This is a genomic window from Pseudomonas sp. BN415, from assembly GCF_029871195.1.
GTDB lineage: Bacteria > Pseudomonadota > Gammaproteobacteria > Pseudomonadales > Pseudomonadaceae > Metapseudomonas > Metapseudomonas resinovorans.
Window position 1 is genome coordinate 101,404 of record NZ_SSOK01000010.1, and the last position, 18,885, is coordinate 120,288.

Here is an 18,885-nt window from a genome sequence, read left to right on the forward strand (position 1 = left end):
CCCGTAAATCCACCCTCGGTTGGACGCGCTCGCCGGCGCGCGACTGCTACAACGCTCGTCAGTTCGACCTGGCATCGCCAGGCCCGTCTCCGCCTGACGAGAACACCATGACTGACAAGCTACTCAACGAACGCGAACTGAGCTTCCAGCTCTACGAGATGCTCGATACCGAGGCGCTGCTGCAGCGTCCTCGTTATGCCGAGCACGACCGCGCCGTCTTCAACGCCACCCTGGACACTGCCCGGAACATCGCCGCCGAGTACTTGGCACCGCACAACCACAAGGGCGACGCCAACGAGCCGACCTTCGACGGCGAGAAGGTCACCCTGATTCCAGAAACCCAGGCCGCTTGGAATGCGCTCGCCGCCGCCGGCTTCCACGCTGCCCACCATGACGCCGAGGACGGCGGCCTGCAGTTGCCGGAAGTAGTGCTGCGTGCCTGCATGGCTTACTTCAATGCCGCCAACATCGCCAGCGCCGGCTACTCCTTCCTTACCATCGGCTCGGCCAACCTGGTCAAGAGCTTCGCCGGTGACGCCCTGCGCGAGCGCTTCCTGCCGCCAATGCTGGACGGCCGCTACAGCGGCACCATGGCGCTGACCGAGCCGGGTCAGGGTTCGGCGCTTGGCGACATCCGCACCACCGCGCGGCCGGCGGAGGACGGCAGTTACCGGGTGTTCGGCCAGAAAATGTTCATCTCCGGCGGCGACCACGAGCTGACCGACAACATCGTGCACATGGTGCTCGCCCGCATCGAGGGCGCGCCGGCTGGGGTCAAGGGCATCTCGCTGTTCTTGGTTCCGAAGTTCTTGGTCAACGACGATGGCAGCCTCGGCGCGCGCAACGACGTGGCGCTGGCTGGCCTGCTGCACAAGATGGGCTACCGCAACACCACCTCCACCGTGCTCAGTTTCGGGGAGAAGGGCGGTGCGGTCGGCTACCTCGTCGGCGAGGCCAACAAGGGCCTCTCCTACATGTTCCAGATGATGAATGAGGCGCGCATTGGCGTGGCCCTGGGCGCCTCGGCGTTGGCCTACCAGAGCTACATTCATGCCCTCGACTACGCCCGCGAGCGTCCGCAGGGCCGCCTGCCGGGCAGCAAGGACCCGCTGGCGCCGCAGGTGCGCATTGTCGAGCACGCTGACGTGCGCCGCATGCTGCTGCAACAGAAGGTCTACGCCGAGGGCAGCCTGTCGCTGTGCCTGTACGCCAGTAGCCTGTTCGAGGACGCCCACACCGCGCCGGACGCCTCCGTCCGCGACGCCGCCGCGGATCTGCTCGACCTGCTGATCCCGATGGTCAAGTCCTACCCCTCGAAGTACGGGGTGATTGCCTCCGACCTCGGCATCCAGATCCTCGGCGGCTCCGGCTACATCCGCGAGTACCCGCTGGAGCAGTACTACCGCGACAACCGCCTGAACCCGATTCACGAAGGCACCGAAGGCATTCATGGCCTCGACCTGCTCTGCCGCAAGGTCGGCCAGCGCGGCGGCAAGGGATATCAGCTGTTCCTCGCCGAGGTCCGTGCCAGCCTTGCCGATGCCGCCGGCGTGTGCGCGCCGCTGGCCGCCGCCCTTTCTGATGCCCTGGGAGTCCTCGAGCGGGTCACCGTCGATCTGCAGGCCCAGGTCGCCGCCGACGCCAACCTCGGGCTGTCCAATGCCACCTCCTACCTCGACCTGTTCGGCCGGGTGGTAGTCGGCTGGATCTGGCTACGCCAGGCGCTGGTCGCCAGTCGCGCGCTCGACGCCGGTGCCACCGGCAATGAGGCCGACTTCTACCGGGGCAAGCTGCACGCCGCGCGCTATTTCATGGACTGGGAACTGGCCGGGCTGGACAGCCAGGCACGTTTGCTCAGTGCCGGTAACCGCCTGACCTATGACATGCAGAACGTCTGGTTCTGAACGAGCTCTTCTCCCTCTGAAGGGGCTGGGACCAGCGGAGGAAACCACGCAGTCCTCCGCCCAACTCTTCAGGGGGAGAAGGGGCCAACCGCGCCCCTTCCTATTTGCCCCTGATCACTGAAGGACCCGACATGAGCACACTGGTTAACTACCGCGTCGAAGACGGCCTGGCCCTGATCGGCCTGGCACGTCCGCCGGTCAACGCACTCGGTCAGCCCTTGCGCGCCGCCATTCTCGACGCCTGCGAGCGCGCCGCCGCCGATACCGCTGTGCGGGCGATCATCTTCCATGGCGAACACGGTCTGTTCTGTGCCGGTGCTGACATCACCGAGTTCGGCACCGAAGCGTCCTTTGCCGCGCCGGACCTGCCCGGCCTGCTGGTGCGCCTGACCCAGATCGACAAACCACTGATCGCCGCCATCGGCAAACTGGCGCTCGGCGGTGGTCTGGAGCTGGCGCTGGCTTGCGGCTACCGCATCGGTGAGCCCACAGCGCGCCTGGGTCTGCCGGAAATCAACCTCGGCCTGCTGCCGGGCGCCGGTGGAACCCAGCGCCTGCCCCGTCTGATCGGCGTCGAGCCGGCCCTCGACATGATGATTTCCGGCCAGCCGGTCAACGCCCGGAGTGCCCTTGAGTTTGGCCTGCTGGACCGTCTCGCTGCCAGCGCCGACAGCCTGCTGGTGGAAGCCTGCTACTTCGCTCGTGAGCTGCTCGCGCAGAACGCTCCGGCACACCGTACCAGCCACTTTGCCAACCCGGTCGACAGCATTACCGCCAACTTCTTCAGCCAGTTCCGCACTGCCAACGAGTCCCGCTGGAAGCACCGCTTGGCGCCGCGCCTGGTGCTCGCTGCGGTGGAAGCGGCCTGCACGCTACCGCTGACTGAGGGGCTGGCTCGCGAATCTGCGCTGTTCAAGGAGGCCGAGGCCTCCGCGCAGTCGGCGGCGCTGCGCCACGTGTTCTTCGCCGAACGCGAAGCCGGGCGAATCCCGGGGATTGCCGCCGACACCCCACTGCGCCCGATCGAGCGGGTTGCAGTGATTGGTGCGGGAACCATGGGCGGCGGCATCGCCATGAACTTCGCCAACGCCGGCATCCCGGTGAAACTGCTGGAGCTCAAGGCCGAGGCCCTCGACCGCGGCCTGACCCAGATTCGCAAGAACTACGAGATCAGCCTCAAGCGCGGCAAGCTCAGCGAAGCGCAGCTGGAACAGCGCATGAAGCTGCTGCAGGGCACGCTGGACTACGCCGACCTGGCCGACGCCGACCTGGTGATCGAGGCGGTGTTCGAGAAGATGGAGATCAAGGAACAGGTATTCCGCACCCTTGACCAGGTGTGCAAGCCGTGGGCGATCCTTGCCAGCAACACATCGTCACTGGATGTCGACGCCATCGCCGCCGTCACCCAACGTCCGAAGGATGTGATCGGTTTGCACTTCTTCAGCCCCGCCAACGTCATGCGACTGCTCGAAGTGGTGCGCGGCAAGGCCACCGCGCCGGATGTATTGGCTACCACGATGAAGGTCGCCAAGCGCATCGGCAAACTGCCGGTGGTCTCCGGCGTCTGCTTCGGTTTCATTGGCAACCGCATGCTCGAGCCGTACAACCGTGAAGCGCACCGCCTGGTACTTGAAGGAGCTACCCCGGCGCAGGTCGACAGCGTGCTGACCGGCCTCGACCTGAACATGGGCGTGCTGAGCATGACCGACCTGGCCGGCGTCGACGTCAACTTCCTGGTGCGCGATGCCAACCGCGCCGCCACCGCCCATGACCCGAGCTACCACATCGTAGGCAACGAGCTGTACAAGCTCGGCCGTTATGGCCAGAAGGCCGGTCGCGGCTTCTACCTGTATGAAGGCCGTGAGCGCAAGGACGACCCGGAAGTGCCAGAGCTGGCTGCGCGAATCGCTGACGAATTGGGCGTCACCCGCCGCAGCGACATCTCCACCCAGGAGATCCACGACCGCTGCCTGTTCATGCTTATCAACGAAGGCATCCAACTGCTCGACGAAGGTATCGCCCTGCGCGCCAGCGACATCGACCTGGTGTGGATCAATGGCTACGGCTTCCCGGCCCACCTTGGTGGCCCTATGCACTACGCCGAGCAGCTTGGTCTGGACAAGGTGCTGGCCGGCATCCGTCACTACCGCCAGACCCTTGGTGAATACGGCGAGATGTGGTTCCAGCCAGCACCGTTGCTGGAACGCCTGGTGGCCGCTGGCATGAGCCGAATCGAAAAGATCTGAACCCCCTTCCTCCGAACCATTCCCTCTCCTTCGGGGAGAGGGAATATCAAACGTTCAGGACACCCGAATCATGAAAGAAGCCGTCATCCTTTCCACCGCCCGCACGCCGATCGCCAAGGCCTTCCGCGGTGCCTTCAACAACCTCAAGTCGCCGACCATGGCCAGCTACGCGATCCGCGCCGCCGTGGAGCGTGCCGGTATCGAGGCCGCCGAGATCGAAGACCTGGTGATGGGCACCGCCATGCCCGGCGGCACCGCCGGCTGGAACCTCGGTCGAATGGCTGCACTGGCCTCCGGCCTGCCGCTGTCGGTCAGCGGACAGACCCTTGACCGTCAGTGCGCCTCTGGTCTGATGGCCATCGCCACTGCCGCCAAGCAGATCATGGTCGACGGCATGCTGGTCACCATCGGTGCCGGCCAGGAGCAGATCAGCCTGGTACAGACCCGCCACATGGAATGGTCCATCGCCGATCGCGACGAGCTGGTGATGCGCCACGCCGAGCACGCCTACATGCCGATGCTGCACACTGCCGAGCTGGTGGCGAAACGCTACGGCATCAGCCGCGAGGCTCAGGACGCCTACTCCCTGCAGTCCCAACAACGCATCGCCGCTGCCCAGGCCGCCGGCCTGTTTGATGGCGAGATAGTCCCGGTCACCGCCACCAAGCAGTTAGTCGATAAGGCCACCGGCGCGGTCAGCTTCGAGGAAGTCACCCTGCGCCTCGACGAGGGCAATCGCCCACAAACCGTGCTCGACGACCTGACCAGACTCGAATCGGTGGTTGAGGGCGGCTGCATCACCGCCGGCAACGCCAGCCAGCTTTCCGATGGCGCCAGCGCCTGCGTGCTAATGGACGGCCGCCTGGCCGAGCAGCGTAACCTCGAACCGCTGGGCGCCTATCGCGGCATCGCGGTCGCCGGGCTGGCCCCTGAAGAGATGGGTATTGGCCCGGTGCTGGCGGTGCCGAAGCTGCTCAGGCAGCACGGCCTCTCCATCGACGACATCGGCCTCTGGGAGCTCAACGAAGCCTTCGCTTGTCAGGCGATTTACTGCCGCGACAAGCTGGGTATCGACAACGATCGCTACAACGTCAACGGCGGCGCCATTGCCATCGGTCACCCTTACGGCATGAGCGGCGCGCGCATGGTCGGCCATGCCCTGCTCGAAGGTAAGCGTCGTGGTGTGAAGTACGTGGTGGTGACCATGTGTGTCGGCGGCGGCATGGGCGCCGCCGGCCTGTTCGAGGTGTTCTGATGACGACCGATTTCGCAAGGAGCTTTGCCTTGGCCGGTCGCACCGTGCTGATCACCGGCGCCTCCGGTGGCATAGGCGCGCATCTGGCCCGCGTGGCCGGCCGCGCGGGCGCTCGCGTAGTCCTCGCCGCGCGGCGCGTGGATCGGCTGGAGCAGGTGGCCAAGGACATTCAGTGGGAAGATTGCGAGGCGATGTCCGTCGCTCTAGATGTCACCAACCGTGAAAGCGTGGAAGCAGCTTTCGACGCTGCCGAGGCCCACTTCGGTGTGGTTGATGTGGTACTCAACAATGCCGGCATTGGCAACGGCCAGCGCCCGCTGGAGATCAGTGAGGACGATTGGCGTGCCATGCTCTCGACGAACCTCGACGGCGTCTGGCGCGTCGCCCAGGTTGCCGCGCAGCGGCTGGCCAAGGCCGGTCGTGGTGGCAGCATCGTCAATGTCGCGTCGATACTCGGCCTGCGCGCCGGCACTGGCTACAGCCACTACTGCGCCGCCAAGGCTGGTGTGGTGCACCTGACCAAGTCGTTGGCGTTGGAGCTCGCGCGCTACAGGATCCGCGTCAACGTGATTGCTCCGGGCTACTTCAAGACCGAGATGAACGATGCCTACTTCGACAGCGACAAGGGGCAGGCCTACATCCGAGATGTTGTTCCGATGCGCCGTTTGGGGGTGCTGGAGGAGCTGGAAGGACCTTTCTTGCTCCTTGCCAGCGAGGCCGGATCGTTCATGACCGGCAGTGTGTTGGCCGTCGATGGTGGGCACCTGGTGAGCTCGTTGTAGGGCTCAGCGGCTCAGGGGGCGCAGACTGCTCTCCCCTGAGCGAGGGTATGCATAGTATTGTGTACCTGCGGTTGGGGTTACTGAATCGCCCCGGATCGCCATGGCTTGCCCAAGTGTGCCGCGAGTATTTCACCAGGAAGGTGAGGACTTACCTGATGGGGCAATGTGGCTTCGGCGATATTGACCGGGCGTCATGCCGGTCCAGCGCTTGAAGGCGCGCTGGAAGGCACTTTGTTCGGAGAAACCGAGGAGGTACGCGATATCCACTAGCCCCAAGGCCGGATCGCGTGCGTACCCGATCGCCAGCGAGCTACGAAGGTCGTCGACGAAACCACGGAAGCTCAGCCCCCGATGAGCAAGATGTTCCTTGAGCTCGGCCTCACTCATGCCCACCGCTTTTGCGGCGGTCTGCAGGCGCGGTTCACCTTGGCTGAATGACTCCAGGACAGTACGCCTGGCAATCGCCAGCCAGGACGGCTCCAGCGCATCACCCAACTGCTTGAGCAACTGCTCGCAGACATCGCTCATGATCCGCCGCAACTTGCTGTCGGCAAATGGCAGCTCGATGTAGAGATACCTAGCGTTGAACGCGATGGTGGTTTCTGGCTGGTCAAACTTCAACGGGCAGCGGAAGAGAGCCTCATATTCGCGCACATCGTCTGGCTTGGTGTGCCGAAATGCTACCCAGTTTGGATTGAGGTTCTGGTTGCCGCCGAACCAGCGGGCCAGAGTAAGCCAGGTGGCAAGGTTGAGTTCATCCTGGAAGCGCCCAAGCTGCATCCCATCCGGCAGGCTGCTTCGCCAGTGGCGGATGCATTCGTCGCCGCGGATCTCGATGAGATGGTGGCCGGCATCGATGGCCAGTACTGAGTAACGGGCGGATTGCTGCAGCAATTGCAAGCCATTGGAGCACGCCATCAGTGCATACCCGTAGGAGCCCAAGTGCCCGGGGCGCACTCCTTGTCCCACCTTCAATCCCAGGCAAGGATCATTCAGTTCAACGGCAGCCAGTTCACAGAGATGATTGAAGCTCACGAACGCTATGCGGCCATTGGGGTCGGCGAGCGATTCTGTGGAAATATCTGCCCTCCGCAACAGCTCATCCGGGGGGCGTCCCTGCTGTACCACATAGTCGATCAGCAGCTTCAGAAAGTGCACGGCGACGCTGAAGTGCTCTGTTCCTCGTGACTCGTTGTGGTTGGTCGTCACTGCCGTAAACCTCGTCTTTGACCTGCGGGCCAAGGGTCACAAGTGTTCGAGTTCGGTCAATACCCAGCGCTGGGCCGCCCATTAGATTCGCTCTCATGCCGCTCGGCAGCGCGCAGCACTGTAAGCGCCTGTCAATCTGACAAGGGGCGCTCCGGCGATCCTGGCCGTGTCAGCACTCAGAAGCCGAACGCCGCCTAGCGACGCCGTGAGTTGGCATCACTACCTTCATAACAACAAGGACTTCGTCTCATGAGCGCTAACCACTTTCTGAAAAGCCTTCCTTCCGTACTGAATGATCACGCTGTAGCGGGTGTGAACTGCACGATTCAGTTCAATGTCGCCGAGCCGACGTACGCCACGATCAGTGACAGTGCCTGCACCGTTGCCAACGGCACTGCTGGAGATCCGAATGTGACCTTGACCATCGCAGACGATGACCTGATCTCCCTGTTCAAGGGGGACCTGGACGGCATTACCGCGTTCATGACCGGCAAGCTGCAGGTCGAGGGCGATCTGATGCTGGCGCAACAGATTTCCGGCTTCTTCAACGCTTCCAAGCTGGGCTAATCGTCCTCGGCGCAGACATTTCCGTTCTGCGCTGGCAGCACGGCACCAGCGTGCTCGTGCTGCGGTGAGATCAGCTACCCAACCACTCAGGGGGTATGCCGATGAGCATTACCTTTATCGTTCTTTCCGTGCTCATAGTCGTAGTTGGCGGTTACTGGCGTTATCGGAATCGCTGAGCGATGACAGCGCATCAGGCAAGCGTGTGAGCGTTGAGAGACGTCATGCGCTTGCGACAAGCGATTTTCATGTCGAGATATTCGGATCGAATTTACTTCCGCGCCTGGATCTAATCCGGTCCCAGAAGTAGCTACCCAGCAGGGCCACAGACGCCACGAGGTAAATCGTGGTTGATCTCTCCAGACCGAAGAACGCCAGCATAAGCAAGGCATAAGTTACAAATGACACTCCGAATCCCAGTTCGAAAGGCACTCTCAGGGCCAGTAAGATCAACAGGGTCAACAGGAAAGCGGTTTTGGCGTAGTACGCTTGCTTGGCAACTATGAGGGCGTCGGCTGCACTGGTGGTGGCTTGGTATTTTGCAAAAATATCCCGGCCGGCAAAGAAGTCGATCTGCATGCTGATGTTGACCACTACATAGCCAGCAACGACCAGAAGGATGAGGATTCGATTAAGCGACATGATGTCCCTGCTTGGAGATTCTATTCAGCATAGGTACCGCTCGAGCTCCACTGGATCGTGGGCGCAGAACATCTCGATCTGATTGCCGTGGCTTGCCGCCAGCTCCCTCAATCGTTTGATGTTGCGGATGCGTTCTGATGGCTTGGCCTGAATAAGCACTTCAAAGAACTTCAGAAATGCGGGCGTGTCTGGCGTCGATGTGAGCTCGCTGTGGTGATAGTAGGCATCGCCACAATGCAGTAGCCATTCGTCGCCCGTATCCACAGCTACCCCGGTGTGACCCTTGGTGTGGCCAATCAGCGGTACCAGCAGTATGTCTGTGCCGAGTTCTGGAATGGCCTGGATGCTCTCAAAGCCGAACCAGTTTTCCCCTTGCTCCTCATGCACCACCCACTTGGGGTGGTGATCGAATTGTGGCAGACGAAAACGCATGTGTTCGCGAAGACCCGGTTCCTGGATTTGCTTGAGCTCGGGCTTCAGCACATGCACATGGGCGTCAGGGAAGTCACTCAGGCCCCCGGCGTGGTCCAGGTCCAAATGAGTGGTGATGATGTGGCGTACATCGCGTGGATCGAAGCCAAGGGCGCGGATCTGAGCAATCGCCGTCTCATCGGGTGACAGGCGCGGTTTGAACAGGGCCGTATAGGTGGAGCCGAGACGTCGGCGAGGCTCTGCAATATCGCGTTCGCCCATGCCCGTATCCACCAGAACCAACGACTCCGCCGTTTCCAGCAGGAGGCAATGGCACACGAGTTCTCCTGGGCGCGACCAACTGCCTTTACCTTTGACCAGCCGCTCGCAAGCCGGGCACATCGTGCCGCAGTTGAGGTGATGAACTTTAAGTGACATCTGGAGCTCCTGAGGCGTTGCGGGAGCACCCCCCGACGTTGAGCTGTTTTTCAGCAAAGCAGCGGTTGCCGGTTAGACGCTGCATTCCTGAATTGAGGTCGTGTGTGCTGGCCTGCCCGTAAGCGCGGCCGCCCCGAGTTGATGTGGTCAAGCAGTACAGCGCGATAAGTAGGCCGAGCAGGAGGCCAGCAATGAGTTTGCTGGCGCTGATCCTGGACGGGGTGCGTTTGGGCTCCGGGAGTTGCGGTTTCATCGGACCGTCAACTTAGTTCGTTGCTTTGGCTTGGCGTTCCTTGGCCTCGACTACATGGGGCACATTGTCGTCCAGCCAGTAGCAGCGACCCGGCTCAACCACCAGGATTTCTTCGAATTTCGCGCCACCTCCTGCCCAGCCGATATGAGGCTCGATGGCCCATAGACCGAGCTTGCGGCCGATGTGCTCGGGCGTCAGGGTCGCGGATAGCCCCATCTTCATCAGCACCATGTTGGTCTCCAGAGAGAACCAGCCGAATGAACGGTTGCCGATGCGAAGGTGCTTCCCTGTCTTTGGCTTCACGCGAAATACCCGATGGCCAAGAACGCAATGAGGGTACTTGCTGTGGATGTTGTCGTAACCGGCGTCCTTGATGCGCTGATTGATTTCCAGCCAGATCTCGCTAGCAGTCATTGTGCTGCCGAACATGCCTGGCAGGTCTTCGCGCAACTGCAGCAAGAAAGCTTTCGCCTTCTCCAGTTCGGCGTCGGGCTGAAGGCATACCGTATAGCCAACGTCACCGATGTATCCGTCCACCACCGGTGATACATCGAGGATCACCACGTGGTGTGGTTCAAGGGCGCGGTCGCTGGGGTGGTAGTCGCTGTAGGACTGGTATTCGTCAAAGCGTGAATGGGAGCCGAACCAGGCGAATGCACGGTGCAGATAACGTTCGGTGCCATGATCCTTCAGGTAGTTCTCAAGCAGCGTGGCTGCCTCGAGCTCGGTCATGCCCACCTTGAGCAATTTACTTACGTGAACGACGGCGTCATAGGCCAAGCGCTGGGCTGCGAGGTGGCCGGCCATGGCCTCTTTGGGCGGTAGTTCATCGGCTGCCCCCACCCAGCGCGACGAAACTTTGGAGAACCAGCGGTACAGGCGGTCCCACGCGCCACTGGGTTCTAGTTCGTAACCTATTGGCATGATCCTAACTCCATCTACTAATTGCTTTCGCCGCACAGTCTCACTTGAGCGAGCCTGTCCGCAGAGGGAAAACAGACGTCAAGCGCCTGCAGTCTTGTTATTGAATTTCGATGTTAAGGGGCGAAAAGCACTTTCAATTGTGCCGCTCCGTCATCTATTGGTGTTTTTCAGCCAATTTTCCGGAGCGCATGAGGCGCGCGGATGCAGTTGGGGCGAGGGCGATAGTTGCCTCGCTCCAACAGACATCCAGGTGTGTGCGGTCAGATTTTGGTGTTGACGTTTGCCTGGCCGGATGCCGACGAAGAAGTCTCGATGGACTGGCCCGCCACCGGCGGGCGCCAATGCGCCAGAGCCTCGCGGGTTCTGCGGAAATGGACCAGGCCGCGACCGAGGAGGAGGGCGCCTGTGCTTAACCCGATCAGGGAAACGATGACCATGGAGTAGCGCACGGCCATAGGATCACGGAAGCCGTAGTCAGTGATCAGCGCTACGGCGGTGGGCCCGAGACCAAGGCCAATCAGGCTGGCGATGAGGCTATACAGGGCAACGGCCTGGCCGCGCATCTGGTTGGGCATGATCTCCTGCAGCGCTGCGACGGCCACACCGATTGGCATACTCATGAAGAACACAGCCGGTATCTGCAGCGCTGCGGCAAGTTCGCCGGTGGATGCCAATGGAGCAAAAGCGGTGGGCAGCCCGAGAACCGCAGCTATCAGGCCCACTCGCATGGAGGCGTCCTTGTAGCCGCGCTTTCGAAGGTAGTCAGCCAGGCGACCGCCACTCACCACGCCGAGGCAGCCGCAAACCAGTACGATGCTGCCATAGATCAGGCCGACTTCCGTTGGCGTCCAGCCGTAGGTTCGAATGAAAAAGCTCGGTGCCCAGGCTCCCATGCCATAGCCAACCAACATCAGCAGAGCGAAGCCGAAGTTGTGCAGCAGCACGGTGCTGCGGTTGCTCGCCATGTATCGCCCTACATCCTTGATCGGCACGGCTACGCCCGCACCGGCTCCCCGGCGCCCAGGCTCTTTGATTGCCAGCAGGGTCAAGGTGAATGCAATGCCCAGCGCACCCAGGATGATGAAGATCATCTGCCAGTGACGTATCTCACCTAGGATCGGTAGCGCGATGTCACCCTGTGCTGAAGCAAATTTGATGATCAGTCCCCCAAGCATGTAAGCCACGCCGGAGCCCAGGTACACGCCCATGGCGTAGACGCTCATGGCTGTGGCACGACGATCATCGGGGAAGCTGTCAGCAATCAGCGAATAAGCAGCCGGGTTCAGTGCCGCTTCGCCTGCTCCCACGCCGATACGGCCGATAAGAAAGTGCCAGTAGTTTTTGGCAAGACCGCAAAACGCCGTTGCGGCGCTCCACACCAGAATGCCGATGGCGATTATCCCGCGCCGACTCCTGGAGTCGGCCGCACGTCCCAAAGGCAAGCCGCACAGGGTGTAGAAGAGAGCAAATGCCAGCCCCATCAGCAGGCTGATCTGGGTGTCATTGAGCAGCAGGTCACGGCGGATGGGTTCCACCAGAAGGCTCAGTATCTGTCGATCCACGAAGGACAGAATGTAAGCGCACATCAGGATGAGCACCATGCTCCAGGCACGTTGGGGGGATGGGTAGCCGGTATTGTTATTGTTCATTTCTTGACCTATCTGGGGCAGGTAAAGCTGAAGCCTGAAGCCCGCAGCATGCGGGCGACAGGAGTTGCCGCAAGGCACTATAAGTGGCGCATATGGATCATCGAAAGTCGTATTTATACGGTCTAGGGGCGTGTGCGCTTGCCCTTCCATATATGCCATCCCGCCATTTCTGCTGCTAGTCGCAGGACGGTCCATTCGTACGGTTGTCGAAAAAACACTATCAATTGGCGTCGAATCATAATTCGGAGAGCGAATTGCTGTTTAGGCTTAGCCACAAACAAGAACCCCAAGAGGAACACCTCGTGGCAATGCCTATTTCTTTTTACAGCCATAAAGATCTGCTGACGCTGAACACCAGGGAGCTGCCGATTTACGAAGACGTAATGGCCCCGCATTTCCGAGGTGTCGATATGCAACCCCTGTTTCTCGACCCCTGCCTGGGGATCTGGGTGTTGCGGGTGATCTTCCATCCGGGTGTCGTTCTTCCCTGCCACTACCACACCGGAACGGTTCACCTGTTCACCAACTCCGGCAAATGGATGTACGTGGAGTATCCCGAGCAGCCGCAAACTGCAGGCAGCTACCTGTTCGAGCCGGGTGGCTCGATTCACACCTTCATGACGCCGGCTGACAACACCGAGCCGACTGACACCCTCATGGTGGTGTATGGCGCCAACATCAATTTCGATGCAGAGGGCAACTACCTCGGGATGATGGATGCCAACGACATCATGCTTGCCATCGACAACCTGGTGAAGGCGCGCGGTCTGCAGCCGGCCAAGTACATCCGCCCTCTGCCGGCGGCATACACCACGGAATAAGTTGTTGACTCTGGTCAGGGTGGGCCAGGGCTGCAGCTGCGCGGCAAAAAGGATCTAGCGCAGAACTTTGGAACTTATCCATCTCCGCTAATAAAAATAATGAGGCGTGAAATGTATTCTTCACACAAGTCCGCAGGCTTTAAAGCCAGCGCGCTGACCCTTGCCGTGTGCTCGGTAATGGCCAGCAAGGCTAACGCTATTACCTTCAACTACGGCGAACTGGAAGGGCAGTTCGACTCCGCGCTTTCGGTGGGCGCCAGTTGGGCAGCATCCGATCCCAAGTCCAGCCTTATCGGTGTCAATAACGGTGGCACCGGTAGCAGTACCACTAGTGATGACGGGCGCTTGAATTTCAAGAAAGGCGAAACCTTCTCGAAGATTTTCAAGGGCGTACACGATCTGGAACTGCGCTATCAGAATGTCGGTTTCTTCACGCGGGGCAAGTACTGGTACGACTTCGAGTTGAAGGATGAAAGCCGTCCCTTCAAGGATATCGACGACACCAATCGCAAGCGCGGCGCCCAGTCTTCCGGTGCGGAACTGCTGGACATGTTTGGCTACTACAACTACGACCTTGGCGATATGTCTGGCTCGTTCCGGGTAGGTAAACAGGTCGTCAGCTGGGGCGAGAGTATCTTCATCGGTGGAGGCATCAACTCGATCAACCCGGTGGATATCTCGGCGCTGCGCCGACCAGGCTCCGAACTGAAAGAAGGCCTGATTCCAGTTGAGATGATTTATCTCACCCAGGGGCTGACAGAAAACACCTCGGTCGAGATGTTCTATCAGTTGGACTGGAAACAGGTGGTGCTGGACAACTGCGGCACCTATTTCGGCATCGACAACATGGCCGATGGCTGCCTGGCCAACACGGTCAGCGCCAACCTGACTCGCAATCCGGCGGCGGTCGCTGCTCTTTCGCCTGAAGGCGTGATCCTGACCAGTGAGGGAATCCAGATTCCCCGAGCTGGGGACAACGATGCTCGCAACGGCGGTCAGTGGGGGGCTGCGCTGCGCTGGAACTCGTTGGCGCTGGACACCGAGTTTGCGGCGTACTTCATGAACTACCACAGCCGTACGCCGTACTACAGCATGATTACCGGTCCCCATACTGCCGATAGCGGTTTTGCCGGCTCGCTTTGCGCCAACGCCGGCGTTACGGGGGCTGCCTGTGCCGCTCTTGCCAACGGCCTGGGGGCAGCCTATCGCCTGGGGACGTCCCAGTACTTCGTCGACTACCCGGAAGACATCCGTCTTTACGGTCTGAGCTTCGCGACCACGCTGAATACCGGTACTGCCATTCAAGGCGAATTGTCCTATCGCCCGAATGCTCCTCTGCAGATCAACGGTACCGATATGACGTTGACGGCGCTGGGCACTGCCGCGATCACGCCTGTCTACAGCACCGGTCTCTATGACATTGCGAACAACCAGACCATTCGCGGCTATCAACGCAAGGAAATGACACAGCTGCAGTTGGGGGCCACGCACATCTTCAACCGTGTGGCTGGAGCCGATCGCCTGACGCTGATCGGCGAGGCGGCGGTGGTCCATACCGGTGGTCTGGACAACAAGTTCGGTATCCGCTTTGGTCGTGACGGCGCCTTCGGTCAGGGGACGCTGGCAAACAACGCCTTGTGCACGAGCTCCACCAACACGTCCAACCCGCAGTACTGCAACGACGAAGGGTTCACAACTTCCACGGCCTGGGGCTATCGCGTGCGCGGCATCCTCGATTACCGCGATGTGCTTCCGCAGTTGAACCTGCGCCCTTCGCTGGCTTTCTCGCATGACGTGAAGGGTTATGGCCCCTCCATCTCGCCGTTCCTGGAGGACAGCAAGGCCATCAGTCTGGGCGTGGATGGTGACTTCCGCAGTCTCTACACCATGAGCCTTTCGTACACCAACTACTTCGATGGCAAGTACAACACCCAGGTTGATCGTGACTTTGTCGCGTTGAGCTTTGGCGTCAACTTCTGAGGACACATTCAAATGAAGAACTACATGCATCTGCTGCAGGGGGCCGGTGTCGCCCTGATGTTGCTCAACGCCAGTGCAATGGCCGCAGTGTCGCCCGATGCTGCTGCCCGGTTGGGCAAGGAGCTGACTCCGATGGGGGCCGAGCGCGCCGGCAATGCCGACGGCACCATCCCCGAGTGGACAGGCGGTTTGCCGACCAATATCGGCGGTGTGGATGAGCGCGGTTTCCGCGAGAACATCTTCAAGGACGAGAAGCCCCTGTTCACCATCGATGCGTCCAACTACGCGCAGTACAAGGACAAGCTATCGGTGGGCCAACAAGCGATGTTCAATCGCTATCCGCAGACCTTCAAGATGAACGTCTACCCCACCCATCGAACGCTGGCGCTTACCGACGACATCTATGCGGAAACGAAGAAGAACGCCACCGCCACGCAGCTGACTGCCGATGGGTTCGGCATCCAGAACTACTTCCGCGGCGTGGCCTTCCCCATTCCGCAGAGCGGTGCAGAGCTCATCTGGAACCATCTCGCCCGGCCCATGGGCTCGGGTTATCGTCGACAGACCATCACGGCAGTACCCGAAGCCAACGGTAGATACACGCCGAATGCGATGCTCCAGGAGCTTCAGATCGCGTCCTATCTGACCGACTACGGCAAGTTGGAAAACAAGAACCTGTCGGGCTTCTACAAATTGCGAAACATCTCCCCGGCGATCTATGCGGGCAACGTTTTCGTGACCCACGACTCGTTCAATCCAGTTGCGGCGCCGCGTTCCGCCTGGAGCTACAACGCAGGTCAACGTCGCGTGCGCAGGGCTCCGCAGATCGCCTATGACGGGCCTTCGTCCACCGGTGGTTCGCAGCACACGGCGGATAACTTCACCATGTTCAACGGGGCGATCGACCGTTACGACTGGAAGATCGTCGGCAAGCGCGAGATGTACATCCCGTACAACAACTACGCGCTGGAAGACCCAAAGCTCAAGTACGACGACATCGTGAAGCCTGGCCATCTGAACCCCGAGTACGTGCGCTACGAGCGCCATCGAGTGTGGGTGCTCGAAGCCACCTTGCGTGAGGGGCAACGCCATATGTATGCCAAGCGCGAGATATACATCGACGAAGACAGCTGGGCCATTTCCCTGGTCGACCATTACGACAGTCGCGGCAACTTCTGGCGCTTGTCGGAGGCGTACCTGACCCAGCTGTACGACATCAAGGTCATGGCGATGCCCATCGAGAGTTGCTACGACGTCGTCAACGGTCGCTATTTCACCGCTGGTCTGCGCAACGAAGAGTCGACCAAGGCGGAATACAACTGGACTGCCGCTTTCTCCGAATTCAGCCCGAACTCACTGCGTACCAGTGGCGTGCGCTAACCCCTGAAAAGGCGAGGTGGGGTTCCTCACCTCGCATATACGGCCACGCTCCGAAGTTCTGGGAAACCGTGCCGCAGGCCCCAGTGAAACTGAAGGGACGCGTTCGTGCGTCCCGGTCCGGCCTCGGCTTCGTCTGGCGAGTAGAAAGGTAGTCCTATGTTTAGTCTGAAAGAAAAGGTGGTGCTGGTGACCGGTGCCGGTGCCGGTATCGGCGAAGCCATCGCCCTGAGCATGGCCAAGGCCGGCGCGACGCTGGCGCTGGCCGACCGCAACGACGCGCAATTGCACCAGGTGTGTGCAAGCGCGTCTGAGCTTGGTGTCAGCACCCTGCCGATCGTGGCCGACTGCAGCAAGGTCGAGAGCATCTACGCGATGGTCCGGCAGACGGTCGAGCACTTCGGCCGCCTCGATGTCATCGTCAACAACGCCGGGGTCAATTGCCCCAACTACGTCACGGAAACCGACGAGGCGGAGTGGGACTTCGTCAACGCGGTCAACTCCAAGGGTGTGTTCTTTGGCCTCCAGGCAGCGGCCAAACAGTTCATCGCCCAAGGCGGCGGCGGTCGCATCATCAACATTGCCTCCATCGGCGCGCGTGGCTTCGCCAATGCCTCCAGCGTGGCCTACGCGGCGAGCAAGGGCGCGGTGCTGGGCATGACCCGTCTGGCTGCACATCAGTTAGCCAAGCACGACATTACTGTCAATGCCATCTGCCCGGGCGTGACCATGACGCCACTGGCCATGCAGACCGTAGCGATGAGTGCCAAGGAGGCCGGCATAAGCAGTGAGGAGTACGTCGCTCAGGCCGCCAAGATGTTTCCCCTAGGGCGCGCTAACGACCCGGAGGACATGGGCGCCATGGCCGTTTTCTTGGCCTCGGACGAGGCACGCAACATCACCGGACAGAGCTACAACGTCGACGGTGGTCTGGTAATGAGCTGAGGGCGGGGCTCCCCACCTCAATGATAAGGAGAGTCACCATGTCGCAAGTTCAAGCCTTGCCGCTGTCGGCTGAGTCACGCGGCGAAGCGCCTGGCCGTGGGCGCTTGGAGGGAAGAAAGGTGCTGGTCATTGGCGGAGGTCAGCGAGAGTTCGACCCGGCTACCGATCCGATTGGTAATGGCCGTGCCATGTGCCTGCTGTTTGCCCGAGAGGGCGCGACGGTCGCGGTGGCCGACATCAATCTGCAGAGCGCACAAGACACCGTCAAGTTGATCCTGGCCAAGGGGGGCAAGGGATATGCGATGGCCGTGGACGTCCAGCAGGAAGATCAAGTGATCGCCATGTTCGAGTCCGCGCGCGCTCAGTTGGGTGGGCTGGATGGTGTGGTGTTCAACGTTGGAACCTTCGGCCGGGTAGGAATGGACATTCCCTTGGAGGAGTGGAACCGACTGATCGCGATCAATCAGACCGGCGCCATGCTTTGTGGCCGAGAGGCCATCAAACGCATGGATGCGGGAGGGTCGCTTGTTCTCACCTCCTCGGTCGCTGGGTTCAAGTTCGGTTCGCAAATGATCGCCTACGACACCACCAAAGCCAGCCTTATGGGCCTGTTGCGTTTCTTTGCGGGAGCCGGCGCGGGTCGCCACATGCGCTGCAACATGGTGGTGCCGGGTCTGGTGGATACGCCCAATGGTCGTAGTGCGGGCGCAGGGCGGGAGTCTCGCGGCACCGGAGAGATCCTGCCGTTCAAGCGGCAATGCACCGCCTGGGAAATCGCCTATGCGTCACTGTTCTTCATATCGACGGAGAGCGTGTACGTGACCGGCCAATACCTCGCTGTGGATTCTGGAATCACCGGGCTATAGCCCACCACTCAAGTTGTTCAACCTCCATTAGGAAGCTTGTCATGAGCGTCAGCATCGCTTTGCCTGAAGATCACGAATTGCCTAAAGAAATTGCAGCCCTGCTCAAGCAATTGCCGCCGGCGAACATCTTTCGAATGATGGCCAACGCACCCACCAGTCTGCAGGGCTTCATTCAGCTGGCCAGCTCCATTCTGATGAACAGTGAGTTTGATGCCCGCAAGCGCGAGATTGCCGTCCTGCGGATTGGAAAGGTGACAGCGTCGAGCTACGAGTGGGAGCAACACGTACTGATCGCCCAACGCGCCGGCGTGACTGCTGAGGAAATCGCGCAGATCGGCGTCGATGGACCGGTTACCGGCCTGGATGAAGAAGGGCGTTTCCTCTGCCGCGTGGCCGAAGAAATCTCGCTGAATGTGCGCCTGAGCGACGAGGCGCTGGGTTTGTTGCTGGAGCGTTACGGCCGCCGCCAAGCCACTGAGCTGATCCTCTGCTGTTCGTACTTCAACATGGTCAGCCGCTTCCTCGAGTCCACCCGGGTTGAGCTCGATGCTGATCTGAAGAAGCTCCATAGTGACAGCAATGGCCAGTTGACCAGGTAGTAGGAAGCAGCCCGATGCTT

The 18,885-nt window shown here is 60.7% G+C and carries 16 protein-coding genes; 11 read left to right on the forward strand and 5 right to left on the reverse strand.

The annotated features are described in order from the left end of the window. The first annotated feature begins 107 nt into the window (after window positions 1-107). The 4 genes from E8F20_RS02430 to E8F20_RS02445 all read left to right on the forward strand — a co-directional run bounded on the left by E8F20_RS02430 (window position 108) and on the right by E8F20_RS02445 (window position 6,187). Entirely contained in the window at window positions 108-1,904 is a 1,797-nt protein-coding gene (locus E8F20_RS02430) for an acyl-CoA dehydrogenase (protein ID WP_280282269.1), read from the forward strand. A 131-nt stretch (window positions 1,905-2,035) separates the two neighbouring features. Continuing rightward, complete coding sequence (locus E8F20_RS02435) at window positions 2,036-4,150, forward strand: 3-hydroxyacyl-CoA dehydrogenase NAD-binding domain-containing protein (RefSeq protein ID WP_280282270.1); 2,115 nt, start codon at window positions 2,036-2,038, stop codon at window positions 4,148-4,150. Window positions 4,151-4,220: 70 nt separating this feature from the next. Then, entirely contained in the window at window positions 4,221-5,405 is a 1,185-nt protein-coding gene (locus tag E8F20_RS02440; RefSeq protein WP_280282271.1) for an acetyl-CoA C-acyltransferase, read from the forward strand. Then, window positions 5,405-6,187 carry an SDR family NAD(P)-dependent oxidoreductase gene (locus E8F20_RS02445; RefSeq protein WP_280282272.1) on the forward strand — a complete coding sequence of 261 codons (783 nt, stop codon included), beginning with the start codon at window positions 5,405-5,407 and terminating at the stop codon, window positions 6,185-6,187. Before E8F20_RS02440 ends, E8F20_RS02445 begins: the two co-directional genes overlap by 1 nt. A 129-nt stretch (window positions 6,188-6,316) precedes the next feature. Here E8F20_RS02445 and E8F20_RS02450 read toward each other — a convergent pair whose 3' ends face one another. After that, window positions 6,317-7,396, reverse strand: coding sequence for an AraC family transcriptional regulator (locus E8F20_RS02450; RefSeq protein WP_280282273.1), 1,080 nt, complete (start codon window positions 7,394-7,396; stop codon window positions 6,317-6,319). A gap of 249 nt (window positions 7,397-7,645) precedes the next feature. Between E8F20_RS02450 and E8F20_RS02455 the strand changes: the two genes are divergently transcribed. Continuing rightward, the gene (locus E8F20_RS02455; protein ID WP_280282274.1) at window positions 7,646-7,963 is read left to right on the forward strand and encodes an SCP2 sterol-binding domain-containing protein; all 318 of its coding nucleotides are present in this window, start codon (window positions 7,646-7,648) and stop codon (window positions 7,961-7,963) included. A gap of 243 nt (window positions 7,964-8,206) precedes the next feature. Here E8F20_RS02455 and E8F20_RS02460 read toward each other — a convergent pair whose 3' ends face one another. From E8F20_RS02460 to E8F20_RS02475, 4 genes are all read right to left on the reverse strand, one after another. Continuing rightward, window positions 8,207-8,602, reverse strand: a complete 396-nt coding sequence (locus E8F20_RS02460; protein WP_280282275.1) for a hypothetical protein — start codon at window positions 8,600-8,602, stop codon at window positions 8,207-8,209. A gap of 24 nt (window positions 8,603-8,626) precedes the next feature. After that, window positions 8,627-9,451 carry an MBL fold metallo-hydrolase gene (locus E8F20_RS02465; RefSeq protein ID WP_280282276.1) on the reverse strand — a complete coding sequence of 275 codons (825 nt, stop codon included), beginning with the start codon at window positions 9,449-9,451 and terminating at the stop codon, window positions 8,627-8,629. 265 nt (window positions 9,452-9,716) lie between these two features. Next, window positions 9,717-10,628, reverse strand: a complete 912-nt coding sequence (locus E8F20_RS02470; protein WP_280282277.1) for a M24 family metallopeptidase — start codon at window positions 10,626-10,628, stop codon at window positions 9,717-9,719. A gap of 260 nt (window positions 10,629-10,888) precedes the next feature. After that, complete coding sequence (locus E8F20_RS02475) at window positions 10,889-12,277, reverse strand: MFS transporter (protein ID WP_280282375.1); 1,389 nt, start codon at window positions 12,275-12,277, stop codon at window positions 10,889-10,891. Between the two features lie 410 nt (window positions 12,278-12,687). Between E8F20_RS02475 and E8F20_RS02480 the strand changes: the two genes are divergently transcribed. From E8F20_RS02480 to E8F20_RS02505, 6 genes are all read left to right on the forward strand, one after another. Then, the gene (locus E8F20_RS02480) at window positions 12,688-13,098 is read left to right on the forward strand and encodes a 2,4'-dihydroxyacetophenone dioxygenase family protein (RefSeq protein ID WP_280282278.1); all 411 of its coding nucleotides are present in this window, start codon (window positions 12,688-12,690) and stop codon (window positions 13,096-13,098) included. A 111-nt stretch (window positions 13,099-13,209) separates the two neighbouring features. Then, window positions 13,210-15,078: a DUF1302 domain-containing protein gene (locus tag E8F20_RS02485; RefSeq protein ID WP_348529606.1), complete on the forward strand. Its 1,869-nt coding sequence runs from the start codon at window positions 13,210-13,212 to the stop codon at window positions 15,076-15,078. Between the two features lie 12 nt (window positions 15,079-15,090). Next, on the forward strand, window positions 15,091-16,458 hold the full coding sequence (locus tag E8F20_RS02490) for a DUF1329 domain-containing protein (protein WP_280282279.1): 1,368 nt from the start codon (window positions 15,091-15,093) through the stop codon (window positions 16,456-16,458). A gap of 156 nt (window positions 16,459-16,614) precedes the next feature. Then, window positions 16,615-17,400: an SDR family oxidoreductase gene (locus E8F20_RS02495; RefSeq protein ID WP_280282280.1), complete on the forward strand. Its 786-nt coding sequence runs from the start codon at window positions 16,615-16,617 to the stop codon at window positions 17,398-17,400. A 38-nt stretch (window positions 17,401-17,438) separates the two neighbouring features. Beyond that, on the forward strand, window positions 17,439-18,266 hold the full coding sequence (locus E8F20_RS02500) for an SDR family oxidoreductase (RefSeq protein ID WP_280282281.1): 828 nt from the start codon (window positions 17,439-17,441) through the stop codon (window positions 18,264-18,266). Window positions 18,267-18,307: 41 nt separating this feature from the next. Beyond that, the gene (locus E8F20_RS02505; protein WP_280282282.1) at window positions 18,308-18,865 is read left to right on the forward strand and encodes a carboxymuconolactone decarboxylase family protein; all 558 of its coding nucleotides are present in this window, start codon (window positions 18,308-18,310) and stop codon (window positions 18,863-18,865) included. Window positions 18,866-18,885: the final 20 nt, after the last annotated feature.

Bases quoted from the DNA above. Each gene is read 5' to 3' on its own strand.
- E8F20_RS02445 (WP_280282272.1), top strand. From the start codon at position 5,405: ATGACGACCGATTTCGCAAGGAGCTTTGCCTTGGCCGGTCGCACCGTG.
- E8F20_RS02455 (WP_280282274.1), top strand. From the start codon at position 7,646: ATGAGCGCTAACCACTTTCTGAAAAGCCTTCCTTCCGTACTGAATGAT.
- E8F20_RS02440 (WP_280282271.1), top strand. From the start codon at position 4,221: ATGAAAGAAGCCGTCATCCTTTCCACCGCCCGCACGCCGATCGCCAAG.
- E8F20_RS02430 (WP_280282269.1), top strand. From the start codon at position 108: ATGACTGACAAGCTACTCAACGAACGCGAACTGAGCTTCCAGCTCTAC.
- E8F20_RS02465 (WP_280282276.1), bottom strand. From the start codon at position 9,451: ATGTCACTTAAAGTTCATCACCTCAACTGCGGCACGATGTGCCCGGCT.
- E8F20_RS02500 (WP_280282281.1), top strand. From the start codon at position 17,439: ATGTCGCAAGTTCAAGCCTTGCCGCTGTCGGCTGAGTCACGCGGCGAA.
- E8F20_RS02505 (WP_280282282.1), top strand. From the start codon at position 18,308: ATGAGCGTCAGCATCGCTTTGCCTGAAGATCACGAATTGCCTAAAGAA.
- E8F20_RS02480 (WP_280282278.1), top strand. From the start codon at position 12,688: ATGCAACCCCTGTTTCTCGACCCCTGCCTGGGGATCTGGGTGTTGCGG.
- E8F20_RS02495 (WP_280282280.1), top strand. From the start codon at position 16,615: ATGTTTAGTCTGAAAGAAAAGGTGGTGCTGGTGACCGGTGCCGGTGCC.
- E8F20_RS02490 (WP_280282279.1), top strand. From the start codon at position 15,091: ATGAAGAACTACATGCATCTGCTGCAGGGGGCCGGTGTCGCCCTGATG.
- E8F20_RS02470 (WP_280282277.1), bottom strand. From the start codon at position 10,628: ATGCCAATAGGTTACGAACTAGAACCCAGTGGCGCGTGGGACCGCCTG.
- E8F20_RS02485 (WP_348529606.1), top strand. From the start codon at position 13,210: ATGTATTCTTCACACAAGTCCGCAGGCTTTAAAGCCAGCGCGCTGACC.
- E8F20_RS02475 (WP_280282375.1), bottom strand. From the start codon at position 12,277: ATGAACAATAACAATACCGGCTACCCATCCCCCCAACGTGCCTGGAGC.
- E8F20_RS02460 (WP_280282275.1), bottom strand. From the start codon at position 8,602: ATGTCGCTTAATCGAATCCTCATCCTTCTGGTCGTTGCTGGCTATGTA.
- E8F20_RS02435 (WP_280282270.1), top strand. From the start codon at position 2,036: ATGAGCACACTGGTTAACTACCGCGTCGAAGACGGCCTGGCCCTGATC.